The organism is Pseudomonas massiliensis (assembly GCF_000826105.1).
Lineage (GTDB): Bacteria > Pseudomonadota > Gammaproteobacteria > Pseudomonadales > Pseudomonadaceae > Aquipseudomonas > Aquipseudomonas massiliensis.
On record NZ_CCYK01000007.1, the window covers coordinates 1,502,448 to 1,519,689 of the forward strand.

15 protein-coding genes are annotated in these 17,242 nt (G+C 64.6%); 10 read left to right on the top strand and 5 right to left on the bottom strand.

Going from position 1 to position 17,242, the window contains the following annotated elements; all coding sequences use genetic code 11:
* Nucleotides 1–79: 79 nt before the first annotated feature.
* Together selD and mnmH are read left to right on the top strand one after the other, a co-directional pair.
* The gene (selD, locus tag BN1188_RS17620; protein WP_040264178.1) at nt 80–1,117 is read left to right on the top strand and encodes a selenide, water dikinase SelD; all 1,038 of its coding nucleotides are present in this window, start codon (nt 80–82) and stop codon (nt 1,115–1,117) included.
* Complete coding sequence (gene mnmH / locus BN1188_RS17625; RefSeq protein ID WP_040262729.1) at nt 1,114–2,217, top strand: tRNA 2-selenouridine(34) synthase MnmH; 1,104 nt, start codon at nt 1,114–1,116, stop codon at nt 2,215–2,217. The genes selD and mnmH overlap by 4 nt, the downstream gene beginning before the upstream one ends.
* A gap of 127 nt (nt 2,218–2,344) precedes the next feature.
* Here the strand turns inward: mnmH and BN1188_RS17630 are convergent, their stop codons facing one another.
* Together BN1188_RS17630 and pobA are read right to left on the bottom strand one after the other, a co-directional pair.
* The gene (locus BN1188_RS17630; RefSeq protein ID WP_040262731.1) at nt 2,345–3,403 is read right to left on the bottom strand and encodes a permease; all 1,059 of its coding nucleotides are present in this window, start codon (nt 3,401–3,403) and stop codon (nt 2,345–2,347) included.
* 171 nt (nt 3,404–3,574) lie between these two features.
* Nucleotides 3,575–4,801, bottom strand: a complete 1,227-nt coding sequence (gene pobA / locus BN1188_RS17635) for a 4-hydroxybenzoate 3-monooxygenase (protein ID WP_052469344.1) — start codon at nt 4,799–4,801, stop codon at nt 3,575–3,577.
* A gap of 133 nt (nt 4,802–4,934) precedes the next feature.
* On the opposite strand from pobA, the gene BN1188_RS17640 reads away from it, so the two are divergent.
* The gene (locus tag BN1188_RS17640; protein ID WP_040262733.1) at nt 4,935–5,825 is read left to right on the top strand and encodes a helix-turn-helix domain-containing protein; all 891 of its coding nucleotides are present in this window, start codon (nt 4,935–4,937) and stop codon (nt 5,823–5,825) included.
* 33 nt (nt 5,826–5,858) lie between these two features.
* On the opposite strand, the gene gcvA is transcribed toward BN1188_RS17640, so the two are convergent.
* Nucleotides 5,859–6,743 carry a transcriptional regulator GcvA gene (gene gcvA / locus BN1188_RS17645; RefSeq protein ID WP_040262735.1) on the bottom strand — a complete coding sequence of 295 codons (885 nt, stop codon included), beginning with the start codon at nt 6,741–6,743 and terminating at the stop codon, nt 5,859–5,861.
* Nucleotides 6,744–6,930: 187 nt separating this feature from the next.
* Between gcvA and BN1188_RS17650 the strand changes: the two genes are divergently transcribed.
* Nucleotides 6,931–7,731: a DUF2242 domain-containing protein gene (locus tag BN1188_RS17650; RefSeq protein WP_084596271.1), complete on the top strand. Its 801-nt coding sequence runs from the start codon at nt 6,931–6,933 to the stop codon at nt 7,729–7,731.
* Here BN1188_RS17650 and BN1188_RS17655 read toward each other — a convergent pair.
* Together BN1188_RS17655 and BN1188_RS17660 are read right to left on the bottom strand one after the other, a co-directional pair.
* Complete coding sequence (locus tag BN1188_RS17655) at nt 7,728–8,783, bottom strand: AraC family transcriptional regulator (protein WP_040262737.1); 1,056 nt, start codon at nt 8,781–8,783, stop codon at nt 7,728–7,730. The two genes, BN1188_RS17650 and BN1188_RS17655, sit on opposite strands and share 4 nt — an antisense overlap.
* Nucleotides 8,780–9,817, bottom strand: a complete 1,038-nt coding sequence (locus BN1188_RS17660; protein ID WP_040264185.1) for a carbon-nitrogen hydrolase family protein — start codon at nt 9,815–9,817, stop codon at nt 8,780–8,782. The genes BN1188_RS17655 and BN1188_RS17660 overlap by 4 nt, the downstream gene beginning before the upstream one ends.
* A gap of 167 nt (nt 9,818–9,984) precedes the next feature.
* Here BN1188_RS17660 and BN1188_RS17665 point away from each other — a divergent pair, with 167 nt between their 5' ends.
* The 6 genes from BN1188_RS17665 (at nt 9,985) to BN1188_RS17690 (ending at nt 17,234) form a co-directional block, all read left to right on the top strand.
* Nucleotides 9,985–12,021, top strand: a complete 2,037-nt coding sequence (locus BN1188_RS17665; RefSeq protein WP_040262739.1) for an NADPH-dependent 2,4-dienoyl-CoA reductase — start codon at nt 9,985–9,987, stop codon at nt 12,019–12,021.
* A complete protein-coding gene (locus tag BN1188_RS17670; protein ID WP_040262740.1) occupies nt 12,018–12,920 on the top strand; it encodes a 1-aminocyclopropane-1-carboxylate deaminase/D-cysteine desulfhydrase in 903 nt (300 codons plus the stop codon). The genes BN1188_RS17665 and BN1188_RS17670 overlap by 4 nt, the downstream gene beginning before the upstream one ends.
* A 156-nt stretch (nt 12,921–13,076) precedes the next feature.
* Nucleotides 13,077–14,048 carry a 2-dehydro-3-deoxygalactonokinase gene (locus tag BN1188_RS17675; RefSeq protein WP_040262741.1) on the top strand — a complete coding sequence of 324 codons (972 nt, stop codon included), beginning with the start codon at nt 13,077–13,079 and terminating at the stop codon, nt 14,046–14,048.
* A complete protein-coding gene (locus BN1188_RS17680) occupies nt 14,035–14,658 on the top strand; it encodes a 2-dehydro-3-deoxy-6-phosphogalactonate aldolase (protein ID WP_408633614.1) in 624 nt (207 codons plus the stop codon). The genes BN1188_RS17675 and BN1188_RS17680 overlap by 14 nt, the downstream gene beginning before the upstream one ends.
* Nucleotides 14,659–14,703: 45 nt before the next feature.
* The gene (gene dgoD / locus BN1188_RS17685; protein WP_040262742.1) at nt 14,704–15,852 is read left to right on the top strand and encodes a galactonate dehydratase; all 1,149 of its coding nucleotides are present in this window, start codon (nt 14,704–14,706) and stop codon (nt 15,850–15,852) included.
* A 59-nt stretch (nt 15,853–15,911) separates the two neighbouring features.
* Nucleotides 15,912–17,234: an MFS transporter gene (locus BN1188_RS17690; protein ID WP_052469346.1), complete on the top strand. Its 1,323-nt coding sequence runs from the start codon at nt 15,912–15,914 to the stop codon at nt 17,232–17,234.
* The last annotated feature ends 8 nt before the right edge of the window (nt 17,235–17,242 follow it).

Genomic DNA, 17,242 nt, shown 5'->3' on the forward strand with positions numbered 1-17,242 from the left:
TTGACCCTGGGCAAGTGACGGCCTCAAGGCCCGGCCGGCGGTGGTAGACTTGGCCGCCTTGAACTTCAGAGGCCCGACCATGACCGAAACCGTTCGCCTGACCCAGTACAGCCATGGCGCTGGCTGTGGCTGCAAGATTTCTCCCAAGGTGCTCGAAGTGATCCTTGCGGGCAGCGGAGCGCAGAACCTCGACCCGGCATTGTGGGTAGGCAACGCCTCGCGGGACGATGCGGCGGTCTACGGCATCGATGGGGAAAGGGGCGTGGTATCCACCACGGACTTCTTCATGCCCATCGTGGACGACCCCTTCGACTTTGGACGTATCGCTGCCACCAACGCCATCAGCGACATCTATGCCATGGGCGGTACGCCGCTGATGGCCATCGCGATCCTGGGCTGGCCGGTGAACGTCCTGGCGCCGGAGATTGCCCGCGAGGTCATCCGTGGCGGCCGGGCCGCCTGCGACGCGGCTGGCATCCCCCTGGCCGGAGGCCACTCCATCGATGCGCCGGAGCCCATCTTCGGCCTGGCGGTCACCGGCCTGGTGGAGAAGGCGCAGCTCAAGCGCAACGACACTGCCACCGCCGGCTGCCGCCTTTACCTGACCAAGCCCCTGGGCATCGGCATCCTGACCACCGCGGAGAAGAAGGGATTGCTGCGCCCGGAGCACCAGGATGTGGCGCGGGACTGGATGTGCACCCTCAACGCGGCCGGCAGCCGTTTTGCCAAGCTGCCCGGCGTGCGGGCCATGACGGACGTCACGGGCTTCGGGCTGATCGGCCACTTGCTGGAAATGGCCGACGGCGCCGGCCTCACTGCCCGCGTCGAGGCTGCGGCGGTGCCACGCCTGGCGGGGGTGGACGATTACCTGGCGCAGGGCTGTGCCCCGGGCGGCACCTCGCGCAATTTCGACAGTTACGGCGCTGGGGTGAGCCCCATGAGTGAGGCCGATCGCCTGCTCTTGTGCGACCCACAGACCAGCGGCGGCCTGTTGGTTGCGGTAGCGCCGGAGGACGATGCAGCCTTCCTCGCCTGCGCTGCCGAACTGGGGTTGGCGCTCGCGCCCATCGGCGAGATGACAGGCCGGGGCGCGCATGCGGTCGAGGTGATTCGATGAGGGAAAATACCACGGACTTCCAGCGTTTGTTTCTGGAAGACGTGCCCATGATGGATGTACGCGCCCCGGTCGAGTTCAACAAGGGTGCGTTTCCCGGGGTGGTCAATCTTCCGCTCATGGACGACCGCGAACGCGAGCGGGTCGGCACGGCATACAAGCAGCATGGCCAGCAGGCCGCTGTCGAGCTTGGCCACCGGCTGGTCGCCGGTTCGGTAAAGCTGGCCAGGGTCGAAGCCTGGACGCGATTCGTACAGGCCAACCCCGAGGGTTTCCTGTACTGCTTCCGCGGTGGCTTGCGTTCACAGATCACCCAACAGTGGATCAAGGCCGAGACGGGCCTGGACTTTCCCCGCGTGGTCGGCGGCTACAAGGCGCTACGCACCTACCTCATCGAGCAGACCGAGGACGCGGTGGCGCACTGTGACTTCGTATGCCTGGGTGGCATGACCGGCATCGGCAAGACCGAAGTGCTTGGCGAACTGGACAATGCCGTGGACCTCGAAGCCCTGGCCAACCATCGGGGCTCGGGGTTCGGCAAGCGCGCCACTGCGCAGCCGGCACCGATCACCTTCGAGAATCGCCTGGCGATCGACCTGCTCAAGCGGCGCGCACGGGGCCAGCAAGGGTTTGTGGTCGAGGATGAAAGCCGCATGATCGGCAGTTGCGCCTTGCCGCTGTCGCTGTTCCGGCGCATGCAGCAAAGCCCGCTGGTGTGGCTGGAGGACAGCTTCGATTCGCGGGTCTCGCGCATCCTGCGCGACTATGTGGTCGACCTTTGCGCCGAGTTCGTCGCGCTCCAGGGCGAGGAAGCGGGTTTCACAGCGTTCGCGCAGCGCCTGCGCCAGAGCCTGGCAGGCATCGCCAAGCGTCTGGGGGGCGAGCGCTATCAGCGCCTGGCCGCTATCCTGGACCAGGCGCTGCAGGTCCAGGCCGCCAGCGGCCGTGTCGACAGTCATCGCGGCTGGATCGAAACGCTGCTCAACGAGTATTACGACCCCATGTATGTCTTCCAGCGTGATGCCAAGGGCCAGCGTATCGAATTCGCTGGCCAGCGGGCCGAGGTGGTGGAGTACCTTAGGCAGCGCCGAAGCCAGGGCTGAACCCGCCTGCTCGGTTCACCCGCTGGCAGCCAGCGGAGCTGCAAGGATTCGGATTCGCTTGCTTTGCAAGCTCCCACCGGGCCAGGGCAGAACCCGCCTACTCGATTCAGCGGGGCCGCCCTGGCGTTTAGAGCGGCAGGGCCAGGGCCACCAGTCCCCACAGGGCGCCAAAGGCCATGACCATCAGGGCGACGGCCCAGAGCACGTGAGCATCGAACGACTGGCGAAGCATGAGCAGGGACGGCAGGCTCACGCTGGGCAAGGTCATCAGCAGGGCCACTGCTGGCGCTGTGCCCAGGCCCAGGGTCATCAGGGTCTGCACGATGGGAATCTCCGCGGCCGTGGGGATCACGAAAAGCGTGCCGATCACGGCCATGGGCACCAGCCAGCCCAGGCCTTCGCCGAAGCTGCCGTCGACGTGGGGAAACAGCCATACCCGAGCCGCCCCAAGCACAAGCACCGCCAGCACATACACCGGGATGGTGCTCCAGAACAGCTGCCACAGGCTGGCGGCCCACCGTCCCAGCAAGCTGCCTTCAGGCTCGGCCGTAGCCGCCGCCACCGCATTGAGCGCCGGCTCTGGCACCTGATCAGGGCGGGACAGGCGCTGAGCGAACAGCGCCACCCCCAGCACCAGCATCACGCCGCCGACCAGCCGCAACGCGGCGAAGCCCCAGCCAAGCACGAAGCCCATGAACACCAGCGTCGCCGGGTTGAGCACCGGGTTGGCAATCCAGAAGGCCAGGGCCGCGCCCACGGAAACCTGCTGCTTGCGCAGGCCGGCGGCCACGGGGGCAGCGCAACAGCTGCACATCATTCCCGGCAGGGCGAACAGACCGCCGCGCACGGTAGAGCCCAAGCCCGCCTTGCCGAACAGACGCAGTAGCCAGTCCCGCGGAATCAGCACCTGCAGCAGGGAGCCGAGAATCACCGCCAGCACAGCGGCCTTCCAGATTGCCAGGAAATAGACCTGGGCATAGGCCAGCGCTGCCTGCAGCGGTGCCACCTGGTGATCGTCGATGATCGAAGCCCCGATACTGTGATTCTGCGCGGCCACGAACGACTTCAGGTAATAGGGCGACCATTTGACGTAGTACAGGCCAAGCACGGCGACCAGTACGAACAACAGGGGTTTCCACCAGAACGACCAGCCACGTGGCTGGGGAGAGGAGGGCAGGCTATGCATGGCAGCAGATGTCCGTGGGTAAAAAACGCTGCATGATAAGGTTTCGGTGGCGCAAAGGGCAGGGCCGCCGGGCTGGGGCAGTTCCAGGCGGGGCCGGCGATGGGAAAACTACCTGTGAAAGGGTGACGCAGGCCTAATGGCAACGGCATTGCCATGGGCCCGCGATGCCCATCAGGCACAGCGCGAGCGAAGCGGGAGGTCGGTATCCGCTTGCGGTTCTACCGGCTCGTAGGGCAAGCCTACATAGTTCTCGGCGATGGTGCGCCGCCCGGCTTCCGAGCTGACAAAGTAATCCAGTTCGGTAGCCGTGATGCGCTGGCTGAACGCATCGGCATCGGGGAACTGGTGAAGCATGGAAGTCATCCACCAAGAGAATCGTTCGGCCTTCCATACTCGCCGCAGGCAGATCTGCGAATAGCGTTCGATCAGCTCCGTGCGGCCTTCGTGGTACACCTTCTGGAGGATATCGAACAGCGTGCTCACGTCGCTGGCCGCCAGGTTGAGGCCCTTGGCCCCGGTCGGCGGGACGATATGGGCCGCATCGCCCACAAGGAACATGCGGCCATATTGCATGGGCTCGACTACGAAGCTGCGCAACGGGGCGATGCTCTTTTCAATGGACGGGCCGGTCACCAGTTTCTCAGCCAGGTCCTGTGGAAGCCGTGCCTTCAGCTCATTCCAGAAACGCTCGTCAGACCAGTTCTCGACCGTCTCCTGGGCATCCACCTGCACGTAATAGCGGGTACGGGTGGGTGAGCGCATGCTGCACAGGGCAAACCCCCTGGCGTGGGCGGCATACACCAACTCTTCATTCACCGGCGGCGTATCGGCCAGGATGCCCAGCCAGCCGAAGGGGTAGACCCGCTCGAAGATTTCCATGGCCTCGGCGGGGATGCTCTGTCGGGAAACGCCATGGAACCCATCGCAGCCAGCGATATAGTCGCACTCGAGCCGATGTACCTGGCCGTCCCGCTCATAGGTGAGCCAGGGGCGGTCGCTCTTGGGCTCGTGGATACGCACATCGGCGGCCTGGTACACGGTGGTAGCGCCAGCGGCTTGGCGCGCGGCCATCAGGTCACGGGTGACTTCGGTCTGGCCATAAATCATCACGGTCTTGCCGCCGGTAAGCCCCTTCAGGTCGATATGCACCCGGCGGCCATCCAGGGCCAGCTCGAAACCATCGTGCACCAGGCCTTCAGCATTCATCCGCTGATCCACGCCGGCCTTGCGCAGCAAGTCGACCATGCCCTGTTCCAGCACCCCCGCGCGAATGCGGCTAAGTACGTACTCCGGGGTCTGACGTTCAAGAATGACGTTGGAAATGCCGGCACGGTGAAGCAACTGACCGAGCAGAAGGCCGGAAGGCCCCGCGCCTATGATTGCGACTGAAGTATGCATGGAATGTCTCGCGATTGTTATTGTGTTTGGGCTGTCTGTATTTTTCGTCCCGCCCACTGTTCATAACAGGGGAAATCGGCTAAATAACGGGTACTTTCAAGTAAAGAGTTCGATTATCGAACCGAGGTGCGCCGTGAATCCGCCTGCTGTTGAACAGGTACCGACCTTCAAGCTTTACGGCGACGGACTTGACTGGCCAATCGCCGACTTGCTGCACTGCGAGACCATCAGTGCCCGCAGCCGGGTTTTCCAATGGGAAATCGGGCCGCACCGCCATGCCGACCTTTATCAGTTGCTATACCTGCATCGTGGAGAGGCGCAGATCGACATCGAAGGCCATCGACAGTCGGTGCGTCAGGCTGCCTTGCAGTTCGTGCCACCACTGGCCGTTCACGGCTTTCGCTTCAGTGAAAACGTGGAGGGTTACGTAGTGACCCTGGCCGCGCCCTGGATCGAACAGCTGCGCGCGCAGGCGGGCATGGGCCAGGAATTGTTCCAGGCGCCGGTGTGCCTGCTGGCGGGTGAAGAACGGGGTTACCTGTATCGCTTGTTCCAGGCGCTTCAGCGCGAATATGCAGGTCCGCAGCCGGGCCGTGAACTGATGCTGCATGCTCTGGCCAACGTAGCCCTGGTGTGGCTGGGCCGACGTATCCAGCAGCATCGGGCCGCGTTGCAGGTCCCGGAACGGGGGCGTGAAGTACTGGCGCGCTTTCAACAACAAGTGGAGGCCTGCTTCCGTCGCCAGCCCAGCGTAGAGCATCTGGCCCATGCCATCGGGGTATCGGTGCCCCAGCTCAACAGCCTGTGCCGGCGTCTGGCGCAACAGTCGCCGTTGCAGATCATTCATCAGCGCGTACTGCTGGAGGCCAAGCGCAACCTGACCTACACCAGCATGACCATCAATCAGATCGCCGACGCGCTGGGGTTTGCCGATCCTGCGTATTTCGCCCGGTTTTTCCGTCGACTGACGGGCCAGTCGCCGCGCGCCTTTCGGGAGTCGCTCGCCACCGGCCCGGCTGTCTAGGCCGCCGGCCCTTCCGGATTGCGCGGGGTGGGCTCAGACCCGCTCGAGTATCCAGTCCACGAAGCGGCGGACCTTGGGCACTTCGCTGGCGTGTTCGGAGAAAGCGATGAAGTGTGAGCCATTACTGGGCATGGCCGCGGGCACTGGCGTCACCAGTTTTCCGCAGGCCAGTTCGTCTTCTATCAGGTAGCGCGGCAGCAGTGCCACGCCGCATCCGGCCACTGCTGCGTGAATGCACATGTAGAAGGTATCGAAGCGCGGGCCATGGTAGCTGTTCGAAGAATGCAGCTGCTGGGCCAGAAACCATTCGTGCCAGGCTTCGGGGCGAGACGTGCATTGCAGCAGCACTACCCCGGTAAGATCCATCGCCTTGGACAGGCGTGTCTCTGCCGCCAGCTCCGGGGCGCAGACCGGAATCACCTCTTCATCGAACAATCGCAGGCAGGTAGCGCCGGGCCAGGTGCCCTGGCCAAAGAAAAAGGCTACGTCGGCCCGAGACTGGGACAGGTCGAAGGGTTCCAGCGCGTTGCTGATCTCTAGATGAATCTGCGGATAGCGCTTGCCAAAGCCCTTGAGGGCAGGAATGAGCCAGCGCGCGCCGAAGGTGGGCTGGGTAGCCACGCGCAGCACTTCGGTTTCGGCTCCGTAGGAAAGGATATAGCGGCTGGACATATCGATCTGGGTCAGAATCTTATCCACCTCGGCGAGGTAGAGGGATCCTGCGGGCGTCAGTTGCAGACGCCGCCGCACACGCTGGAACAGGTGATGACGGAGCATGTCCTCGAGTTGCGCCACCTGCTTGCTGACCGCGCTCTGGGTCAGGTGCAACTCCTGGGCGGCACGGGTAAAGCTCAGATGGCGCGCGGCGGCTTCGAAGCATTGCAGCGCGGCGATCGAGGGCATCAGGCGGCGGGACATGTCCGTTTCCTTGGGCGTAACGAAGCCGGCGCAATATACGGCAAGCCTACGCCAGCTGCCATTCGGCCAGTTGGTACTTGCGGCGGGGCATAGTAAAATCCGTGGTCCTAATCACCGATTTCATGGCGCGCGGCCCGCTGTTGTAATGCACAATGCCGATCCCGCCGTTCGTTACCAGGATATGTCGATGTTCAATTCCATTGCCGCCGCTCTCCCTCGCAAAGGGTGGGTGCTGGCCTTGATCGTGACGGCCGGGGCGGGTTGTTCCTCGCAGAAACCGGCCATCTACGAGCACGAGCATTTCGATGATTCCGGCACCTTTTCCCGTAGCTACCCGGTCAGCGATACCGCGTCCTGTGAGGCCGCCCGTCGCGCCTTGCTCAGCCAGGGCTACATCATCACCAGCAACGACCCCAAGCTGGTCAGCGGACACAAGAGCTTCCAGCAGAACGGTGACACCCATCTGGAAATCTCCTTCAACGTGGTCTGCGCGCCGGACAGCAATGGCGACCGGTCCTCGACCATGTTCGCCAACGCCCTGCAGGACCGTTACGCCCTGAAGAAAGTCAACAATTCGGCCAGCCTTGGGGTTGGGGTACTGGGCTCGGTATCCATGCCGATCGGGTCCACCGACGATTCCATGGTCAAGGTGGCCAGTGAAACCGTATCGGCCAGTAAATTCTACGAACGCTACTTTGCCCTGGTAGAAAGCTTCCTGCCCAGGGAGGCGCGGGAGGCAGCGCATATTCCCGACAGGCCCAAGGGGGATCTCGGCGTGCCGGAAGCGTCGCCGTCCCCGGGCGCCATCCGCACGGCAGACCCCCTGCCTTCGGAGCCGGCTGTGGCAGCGCCACCTGCTGCCCAGGCCCCGGCGCCTGCCCCGACAGCCGAACCCTCCGAGGCTTTGCCCGAGACGTCCGAGCCGCTGGCTCCGCCCGCCGAGCAGCCACCTATCACTCCAGGTGAGGGCGCCCAGGAGGCGCCCTAGCAGTTCGGATCTTCTCCAGGCTGCCGCCAGTTCTTGCGATAGACACCGGGCGGCTGACCGGCCCAGCGCTTGAAGGCGCGCTGGAACGCCTCGGCGGACGTGAAGCCGAGCAGGTAGGTGATCTCCCCCAGGCTCAGTTCGGTGTCGCGGATATAGGCCATGGCCAGGTCGCGGCGGGTCTGGTTGAGAATTGCGCGAAAGCCGCTGCCTTCCTCGGCAAGCTTGCGTCTCAGCGTCCAGGGCGGCATTTTCAGGCGGGCGGCGACCTGTCCCAAGTCTGGCTCGCGACGGCCCTCCAGCATGGGGCCGAGCAGCCCGGCGATACGCTCGGTCAGGCTGCGCGAGCGGGTTTGTCGAACCAGGGCCTCCTCACACAAGGCCAACAGTTGCTGCCAGGTGCTTGGGCAATGGTCAGGATTGCGTAGCGCGAGGGTGCGCAGGCTCAGTCGCAGCCGGTTGGCCTGGCTGCCGAATTGCACCGGGGCCTCGCTCAGGCCTTCATAGGCCTGGGCATAGCCTGGGGCAGGGAATTCGATCTGTAGCTGCTCCGCGCGTAGTGGCTCGCCCGTCAGCAGGCTGAGCTGGCCGAGCCAGCCACTGAGCACGGAGTCCACCACAAAGCGGTTGAAGTCGTTATAGGGGCTGATGGAGTAAAAGTTCAGCCAGGCGCCCCCGGCATCTTCCTGGAAGCTGGACTGTCCTCGATAGTTGACGCCATAGAGGGGCTCGAAGCGGATCAGTGTCCGCGCTGCTTCGCGCACGTTCGGCGCCTGGGCCGCGGTCACCCCGGCCAGACCCGCGTGGGCAAAGCGAGCACAGCGGCCCATGGTCAACCCGAAGGCCGGAATGCCGCTCAGTTGGATGGCAGCGTGGCCCAGACGCATGTAGCGGGCGATGGACAAGGTAGCGCCCGCTTGTCCCAGGCGGGTCGTGTCGAAGCCGAACTGTTCCAGCAACGGCGTGGGGCTTCGATTGTGTTCGACCAGGGCCGCGGCCAGGGCCTGGAGAAACCCTACGGACACCGCGCCCAGCCGCACCGTGCGGGCATTCATAGCCATAGGCTGAACATCCCGGCGCCGCCACCCGCCGGCGCGGGCCGGCCCTGCGCGCCGGCTTGCCAACTGTAACCCGCGCCAGCGCCCACATGGCTCCAGAAACGACCCCGCAGATATACCAGCACGCCGGCCGGGATGTGGGCAGACAGGTCCGGCAGCGGCGCGGGCGGCGATTCGTTCAGGGCCTGGGCGCTGAAGGCAGGGACCAGCAGCGCGCGAGCGCCTTGCTCACGAATCCGGGCCTGTACCTCGGGCGCCCAGGCATCGTCGCCCAAGGCCACGGCCAGCGGGCCTGCGGCGGTGGGAATGAAGGCAACGGCCGGGGAGGGGCCCGGGCTGAGAAAGCGCCGATAGTGTACCTGGTGTTGGCGCAGCGGTTGACCCAGGACCCGCCCGTCCGGCCCGAAGATCACGCCGACGTTGTACAGCGGGCCGGCCGCGAGCGCGAGTTGCCCGTCCTCGGCTCTGGGGTTGGGCAGCACGATGGACCCGGCCACCAGGGTTACCTTGAATTGCCGCGCCAGGCCGCCGAACACCCACTGGAACTCGTCGCGCATTCGCGAGGCCTTCATGCGTAACTGCGCCTCGCTCAGGCGATGCCTGCCCTCTCCCTGCCACCACGCCCGGACGAACGCCAAAGGGTTGCTGAAGGTCAGCCAGCCGCTGACGGCGTCCAGGCGATCAGCCTGGTAGACCTCGTCCTTTTCGCCGCTGAGCCACAGCCAGGTGCCGATGTGCTCGGGTAGCACAATCACGGTATGGGGGCCGAGCAGGCCCTGGGCTTGCGCCTGGCGCAGGTAGGCCTCGAACTTCAGGCGCAGGCGCCGGGCATCCTGATAGTCCGCCGGGGCCATGTGTGGCTGTATTCCGAGGATGTTGCCAGCATCGCCGTGCGCGCCCTGCTCCTGCACCAGGTCGATACGCAAGTCGGAAAGGTAGTGCGCCACCGGCCGTTGACCAATCCAGCCGACATAGGCCACTACCGCTGATACAACCAGCGCTGTGCAGAGCAGAAGGGAGAGCTTGCGCATGAGCAACCAGAGAAGCGAACAATGGAGCATAGGTTAGCAGCCTGTGCGTTTGGATCAATGACTTGTCATTTGTGATCATTGAGCGTACCCCCGTCCGGTCATTACTGTCGCAGCCATGACGTAGGCGCCATCCCGAGCAGCCGCGGACCTGATGCTGGAGCTACCCCATGACCAACACCGCCTACCCACACCTGCTTGCCCCGCTTGACTTGGGCTTCACCACCTTGCGCAACCGAGCCCTGATGGGCTCCATGCATACCGGGCTCGAAGAGGTGGCCGGCGGCTTCGAACGCATGGCCGCCTACTTCGCCGAGCGCGCCCGGGGCGGCGTAGGTCTGATGGTGACCGGCGGCATCGCACCGAATGAAGAAGGGGGCGTGTACAAGGGCGCCGCCAAGCTGACCACGGCTGAGGAAGCCGAGCGTCACCGTGTGGTCACCCAGGCGGTACATGCCGAAGGCGGCAAGATCTGCCTGCAGATCCTGCATGCCGGGCGCTACGCCTACAGCCCGGCGCTGGTAGCACCGAGCGCCATCCAGGCGCCGATCAACCCGTTCAAGCCCCATGAGCTGGATGAGGGCGGTATCCAGAAGCAGATCGCCGATTTCGTCAACTGCGCGCGCCTGGCCCGGCAGGCCGGCTACGACGGCGTGGAGATCATGGGGTCCGAGGGTTACTTCATCAACCAGTTCCTGGTCGCCTGGACCAACCATCGCACGGATCGTTGGGGCGGCAGCTACGAGAACCGCATGCGCCTGGCGGTAGAGATCGTCAGCCAGGTCCGCGCCGCGGTCGGTGCCGAATTCATCATCATTTTCCGGCTGTCCATGCTCGACCTCATCGAAGGTGGCAGCGACTGGAACGAAATAGTGCGATTGGCCCAGGCGGTTGAAACGGCCGGGGCGACCTTGATCAACACCGGTATCGGCTGGCATGAGGCGCGTATCCCAACCATCGCTACCAAGGTGCCTCGCGCGGCCTTCGCGAAGGTAACCGCCAAGCTGCGCGGCGCGGTCAAGGTTCCGCTGATTACCACCAACCGCATCAACACGCCGGAAGTGGCCGAGCGCATCCTTGCCGAGGGCGACGCAGACATGGTGTCCATGGCCCGGCCCTTCCTGGCGGATCCGGCATTCATTGCCAAGGCCGCCGAAGGCCGCGCGGACGAGATCAACACCTGCATCGCCTGCAATCAGGCGTGCCTTGACCATACGTTCGCCGGCAAGCTCACCAGCTGTCTGGTCAACCCGCGAGCCTGCCATGAGACCGAACTGCTGTACCTGCCGACGATGGCGCCTAAGCGAATCGCCGTGGTGGGCGCCGGGCCAGCGGGATTGGCCGCCGCTACCGTGGCGGCCGAGCGCGGGCATCAGGTAACGCTGTTCGACACCGCCACCGAAGTGGGCGGCCAGTTCAACGTGGCGCGGCGTATCCCCGGGAAGGAAGAGTTCAACGAAACCCTGCGCTACTTCCGTCGCAAGCTGGAACTGACCGGGGTCAGCCTACGGCTGGGGGCCCGGGTTGGCGTGGCCGAGCTGCTCGATGGCGGCTTCGACGAGGTCATCCTCGCCACCGGCATCACGCCAAGGGTTCCTCCGATTCCCGGCATCGATCACCCGAGCGTGCTGACCTACCTCGACGTTCTGCTTGGGCGCAAGCCGGTCGGCGCTCGGGTCGCCGTGATCGGAGCGGGCGGCATCGGTTTCGACGTCAGCGAATTCCTGGTTCACCAAGGCACCGTGAGCAGTCTGGACCCCGGCGCCTTCTGGCGCGAATGGGGTATCGACCCCGCCCTGGACGCTCGTGGCGGGGTTGCTGGGGTGCAGGCTGAAGTCAGTCCGCCGGCGCGGCAGGTCTGGCTGTTGCAGCGCAAGGCCAGCAAGGTAGGCGATGGTCTCGGCAAGACTACGGGCTGGATCCATCGCGCGGGGCTCAAGAGCAAGCGCGTCCAGATGCTCAATTCGGTCGAGTACCTGAAGGTAGATGAACAGGGGCTGCATATCCGCGTCGGCGACAGTGAACCGCGTGTCCTGGCCGTGGACAATATCGTGGTATGCGCCGGGCAGGATCCGCTACGGGAGTTGGAGCACGGCCTGCGCGACGCGGGTATCCGGGTGCATCTGATCGGCGGCGCGGACGTCGCTGCGGAGCTGGATGCCAAGCGCGCCATCAACCAGGGCTCACGTCTCGCCGCGGCGCTATGATTGCGCCGGGGCCTGGCCAGGCGCCCTTGCAGCGGTTGCGCCTACCGTGGCTGGACGCAGCGGGAGTGGAAGCGTCGGTGCTGAGGCTGGACCTTATCCACCCCTTGGTCAGCGGCAACAAGCTGTTCAAGCTGCTTCCCTGGCTGACCGAAGCCCGGGCGACGGGCGCCACCGGCCTGATCAGCCTGGGCGGCCCCTGGTCCAATCATCTTCATGCACTGGCCGCGTTGGGCGCGCATGAAGGCCTGGCGACCGTCGGCCTGCTGCGAGGCGAGGCCCGAGACACGGCGACCGTGGCCGACCTGCGCGCCATGGGCATGCAACTGCACTGGCTGGGTTATGGCGGCTATCGGGCCCGGCATGAACCTGATTTCTGGAAACCTTGGCACGAACGCTACCCAGGCTACCTGGGCTTGCCCGAAGGCGGCGCTTGTCAGCGAGGCGTCCAGGGCTGTAGCGCTTTGCTTGAGCTGGTCCAGTCGCAGCTGGGTGTCATTGGCTGGGAGGATTTCGATGCCTGGTGGCTGGCCGCGGGTACCGGCACTACCGCGGCCGGCCTGGCCATGGCTGAAGACGGCAGACGCCCTGTGCACGCTGCCTTGGCGGTGCGACCTGGCCAAGGCGCTGAGCGCAATGTCATCGCGCTGCTGGGCGCCGAGCCCGTCATATGGCATGACGCCAGTCGCGGCGGTTTCGGCAAGGTCGATGCCGAGCTGTTCACCTTCCTGACCACCACCGAAGCCCAAGGCGAACTTGCTCTGGAGCCTCTCTACACCGCCAAGGCGCTGTTTGCGCTACGCACGTCGGTAAGTGCCGGGCTGTTCCCCAAGGGCAGCCGTCTGGTGTTCGTTCATACAGGCGGCCTGCAAGGGCGTCGCGGATTCCCGTCGCTTCCGTAACCAGATTCTGTTTAAAGGTCACTGATCGCCTGAGCGCGATTTCGTGAGTCTGCAGCATAATCCCATAATATGGGAATGAAGTTTATATATTGAGATTTTCCGAGAGGTCGCGCTATAGTCTTTTCGCCGCTGACATAACAACAAGCAGGTGAGGCAATGGACGTACGATTGATCGGGCTGGATTGGGGCACCACCGCCCTGAGGGCCTATTGCCTGGGCGAGAACGGCCACGTGCTGGCGACACGCGCATTGGCCAAGGGCATCATGAACATCGCCAAGGGTGGCTTCGAGCAGGTCCTCCATGAAGCCTGCGGCGACTGGCGTGAGCTCGCTCCCCAGGTGCCAGTCGTGGCCTGCGGCATGGTCGGCAGCGCCCAGGGCTGGCGTGAGGCCCCTTATTGCATGGCGCCCGCCAGCCCGGCCGGCGTCGCTGCCGGCTTGGTCCGCCAGCCCCTGCAAGACGGCGGCTGCCTGCATATCATTCCTGGCGTGCTGCAAGACGGAGCGCTGCCCAACGTGATGCGGGGTGAAGAGACCCAGGTCTTCGGCTTGCTCCAGACGCTAGCTCAGGCTGAGGGCAAGACGCCGTGGCTGATCGGCCTGCCGGGCACTCACAGCAAATGGGTACAGGTGGAGGAAGGGTGCATCCGCCACTTCGATACCTTCATGACCGGCGAACTCTTCGCGGTGGCTTGCCAACACACCATCCTGGGGCGTACCCAGGCACCCAGCGAAGCCTTTCAGCAGCAGGCCTTCGATCGCGGAGTGGCGGTGGCGCGGTCGGCGGAGGGCCGCCTGGGTCTGCTCGCCACGCTGTTCAGTGCCAGGACGCTGGGGTTGACCAATGTATTGGCACCCCACGAGCAAGCCGACTACCTCTCCGGCTTGATGATCGGCCATGAGGTAGCCGCGCTGGTCAACGCCCGGCCAGGCGCAACGAGTACCGGCGCTATTGCCCTTATCGGTAGCCCAGCCCTCTGCCAGCGCTACCAGCGTGTCTTGCACGCTTGCGGTTTCGCCAATGTCCGCATCAGCGATCAGGCTACCGAGCTTGGGCTGTGGTCGTTGGCTGCGGCGGCCGGCCTTGTCCAACCTGACCTGAAGGAGCTCACCCATGTTGCTCAATGACGCCATGGCGCGTAACGGCCTGATCGCGATCCTGCGGGGCCTGCGGCCCGATGAGGCATTGTCCGTAGGCCAGACGCTCTATGCTGCCGGCCTGCGAGTGATCGAAGTGCCACTCAATTCTCCCGAGCCCTTGCGCAGTATCCGCATTCTGCGCGATGGCCTGCCAGCGGATTGCCTGGTGGGCGCGGGCACCGTGCTTAGCGAGCGAGACGTGGGCGAGGTGCGCGACGCCGGCGGCGAGCTCATCGTGATGCCCCATGCCGACCTGAAAGTAGTGCGCGCAGCCAAGTCCGCAGGTTTGCAACTGGCTCCCGGAGTGGTGACCCCAACCGAGGCGTTCGCAGCGCTGGAGGCCGGTGCCGACGCGCTCAAGCTGTTCCCGGCCGAGGCGCTGACCCCTGCAGTGGTTCGCGCGTTGCTGGCGGTGCTGCCAAAGGGAACACCGCTGGTGCCGGTCGGTGGTATCACGCCGGAGAACATGTCGCCCTTCCTTGAAGCCGGTGTCGCCGGCTTCGGCCTGGGCTCCGGCTTGTACAAGCCGGGCATGAGCACCGAAGACATACGCCAGCGGGCCGACGCCTATGTACAAGGCTGGCAGCGGGCACGCTGAAGCGCAACCCCTACGAATTCAGAACATCGACAAGAGAGACAAGCGATGAAAATCACCCGTTTGACCACCTTTATCGTGCCCCCGCGCTGGTGCTTCCTGAAAATCGAGACAGACCAAGGCATCAGTGGCTGGGGCGAACCGGTGGTGGAGGGGCGCGCGCACACCGTGGCGGCGGCGGTCGAGGAGCTGGCCGATTACCTGGTCGGCAAGGACCCGCGCAACATCGAGGACCATTGGCAGGTGCTATACCGCGGCGGTTTCTACCGAGGTGGGGCGGTACACATGAGCGCCCTGGCCGGCATTGACCAGGCCTTGTGGGACATCAAGGGCAAGGCCCTGGGGGTGTCGGTCAGTGATCTGCTTGGCGGGCAGGTCCGTGATCGCATCAAGGTATATTCCTGGATCGGCGGCGACCGACCCTCGGAAACCGCCACGGCAGCGAGCGAGGCCGTGGCCCGTGGCTTCAGCGCGGTGAAGCTGAACGGCACTGAAGAAATGCAGTATGTGGACAGTTTCGACAAGGTCGATCGCTGCCTGGCCAGCGTGGCCGCCGTTCGCGATGCCGTAGGCCCCAACGTAGGCATTGGTGTTGACTTCCATGGGCGCGTGCACAAGCCCATGGCCAAGGTGCTGATGAAAGAGCTGGACCCATTCAAGCTGATGTTCATCGAGGAGCCTGTACTCAGCGAACACTACGAAGCCTTGAAGGAGCTGGCGCCTCTGACCAGTACTCCCATCGCCCTGGGCGAGCGGCTGTTCTCCCGCTGGGACTTCAAGCGCATCCTCAGCGAGGGCTACGTGGATATCATCCAGCCCGATGCGTCCCATGCTGGCGGCATCACCGAAACACGCAAGATCGCCGCCATGGCGGAAGCCTACGATGTGGCCCTGGCCTTGCACTGCCCCCTGGGGCCTATCGCCCTGGCCGCCTGCCTGCAACTGGACGCGGCCTGCTACAACGCGTTCATCCAGGAGCAGAGCCTGGGCATCCACTACAACGAGAGCAACGACTTGCTCGATTATGTCCGCCAGCCCGAAGTCTTCGATTACGACAGCGGCTTCGTGAAGATCCCGCGCGGTCCAGGCCTGGGCATCGAGATCAACGAAGAGTACGTGCGTGAGCGAGCCGCCATTGGCCACCGCTGGCGTAATCCGATCTGGCGTCACGCCGATGGCAGTTTCGCAGAGTGGTAAGGCCGCCCGGCGCCTGAGGGCGCGTTCGGCACGTGGACAATAATCAGAAGAGACCCGACATGCACACCTCAGCTACCGCCGCGCCAGTGGCCCCCAGCGTCGCGATGGCGCCTACGCGTAAACGGTTCTTCATCATGGTGCTGCTGTTCATCACCGTGGTGATCAACTACCTGGATCGCGCCAACCTGTCCATCGCCGCGCCCGCCCTGACCGGTGAGCTGGGGCTGGACCCCACCCACGTGGGGCTCGTGTTCTCTGCTTTCGGCTGGACCTACGCCGCCATGCAGATTCCCGGCGGCTGGCTGGTTGACCGGGTACCGCCGCGCATCCTCTATACCGCCGCGCTGCTGTTATGGTCACTGGCTACCCTGGCCCTGGGCTTCGTCGGCAGCTTCGTGGCGCTGTTCGTGCTGCGCATGGCAGTGGGCGCGCTGGAAGCGCCGGCCTATCCGATCAACAGCCGGGTAGTGACCAGCTGGTTCCCTGAGCGTGAGCGAGCTACCGCCGTGGGGGTATACACCTCTGGGCAGTTCGTCGGGCTGGCGTTCCTGACGCCGGTGTTGGCCTGGCTGCAACAGGCCTTCGGCTGGCAGATGGTGTTTGTCATCACCGGCCTGGCAGGCGTGGCCTGGGCCTTGGCGTGGTATGCCTTGTATCGAGAGCCGCGCGCCGCCCGGGGCGCGAACGCGGCGGAGCTGGCATTGATTCAGGAAGGCGGCGGCCTGCTGGACCTGCAGGGCAAGGCTGCCAGGCGCGGTTTCCAGGCCTGGGAAATCAAGGCCGTCCTGACCCAGCGCAAGCTGTGGGGCATCTATATCGGCCAGTTTTGCCTGAACTCGACCCTGTGGTTTTTCCTGACCTGGTTTCCTACCTACCTGGTGAAATACCGGGGCATGGACTTCATCAAGTCCGGGCTGCTGGCAGCAGTCCCGTTCCTGGCCGCCTTCATCGGCGTGCTTTGCTCCGGGGTGTTTTCCGACTGGCTTATCCGCCGCGGCGCCAGCGTGGGCGTGGCGCGCAAGTTGCCGATCATCGGCGGGCTGCTCATCTCTACCAGCATCATAGGCGCTAATTGGTTCGACTCCACGGCTGTGGTCATCGCTTGCCTGGCCCTGGCCTTCTTCGGCAACGGCCTGGCGTCCATTACCTGGTCATTGGTATCGACCCTGGCGCCGGCCGGGTTGCTGGGGCTTACGGGCGGCATGTTCAATTTCATCGGCAACCTGTCGGCCATCATCACACCCATGGTGATCGGCTTCCTGGCAAGCGGAGACTCGTTCGCCCCAGCCATCACCTATGTAGCGGCCACTGCGCTAGTGGGCGCGCTCTGCTATATCCTCCTGGTCGGGAAGGTAGAACGCATCGCGGTCGAGGAGAGATGACGGCTCCT

Coding starts and splice junctions, on each gene's coding strand:
- selD (WP_040264178.1), top strand. CDS start 80: ATGACCGAAACCGTTCGCCTGACCCAGTACAGCCATGGCGCTGGCTGT.
- BN1188_RS17680 (WP_408633614.1), top strand. CDS start 14,035: ATGTTGCTCAATGACGCCATGGCGCGTAACGGCCTGATCGCGATCCTG.
- pobA (WP_052469344.1), bottom strand. CDS start 4,801: ATGCATACTTCAGTCGCAATCATAGGCGCGGGGCCTTCCGGCCTTCTG.
- BN1188_RS17665 (WP_040262739.1), top strand. CDS start 9,985: ATGACCAACACCGCCTACCCACACCTGCTTGCCCCGCTTGACTTGGGC.
- BN1188_RS17670 (WP_040262740.1), top strand. CDS start 12,018: ATGATTGCGCCGGGGCCTGGCCAGGCGCCCTTGCAGCGGTTGCGCCTA.
- BN1188_RS17655 (WP_040262737.1), bottom strand. CDS start 8,783: ATGAATGCCCGCACGGTGCGGCTGGGCGCGGTGTCCGTAGGGTTTCTC.
- BN1188_RS17660 (WP_040264185.1), bottom strand. CDS start 9,817: ATGCGCAAGCTCTCCCTTCTGCTCTGCACAGCGCTGGTTGTATCAGCG.
- BN1188_RS17690 (WP_052469346.1), top strand. CDS start 15,912: ATGCACACCTCAGCTACCGCCGCGCCAGTGGCCCCCAGCGTCGCGATG.
- gcvA (WP_040262735.1), bottom strand. CDS start 6,743: ATGTCCCGCCGCCTGATGCCCTCGATCGCCGCGCTGCAATGCTTCGAA.
- BN1188_RS17675 (WP_040262741.1), top strand. CDS start 13,077: ATGGACGTACGATTGATCGGGCTGGATTGGGGCACCACCGCCCTGAGG.
- BN1188_RS17650 (WP_084596271.1), top strand. CDS start 6,931: ATGTTCAATTCCATTGCCGCCGCTCTCCCTCGCAAAGGGTGGGTGCTG.
- mnmH (WP_040262729.1), top strand. CDS start 1,114: ATGAGGGAAAATACCACGGACTTCCAGCGTTTGTTTCTGGAAGACGTG.
- BN1188_RS17630 (WP_040262731.1), bottom strand. CDS start 3,403: ATGCATAGCCTGCCCTCCTCTCCCCAGCCACGTGGCTGGTCGTTCTGG.
- dgoD (WP_040262742.1), top strand. CDS start 14,704: ATGAAAATCACCCGTTTGACCACCTTTATCGTGCCCCCGCGCTGGTGC.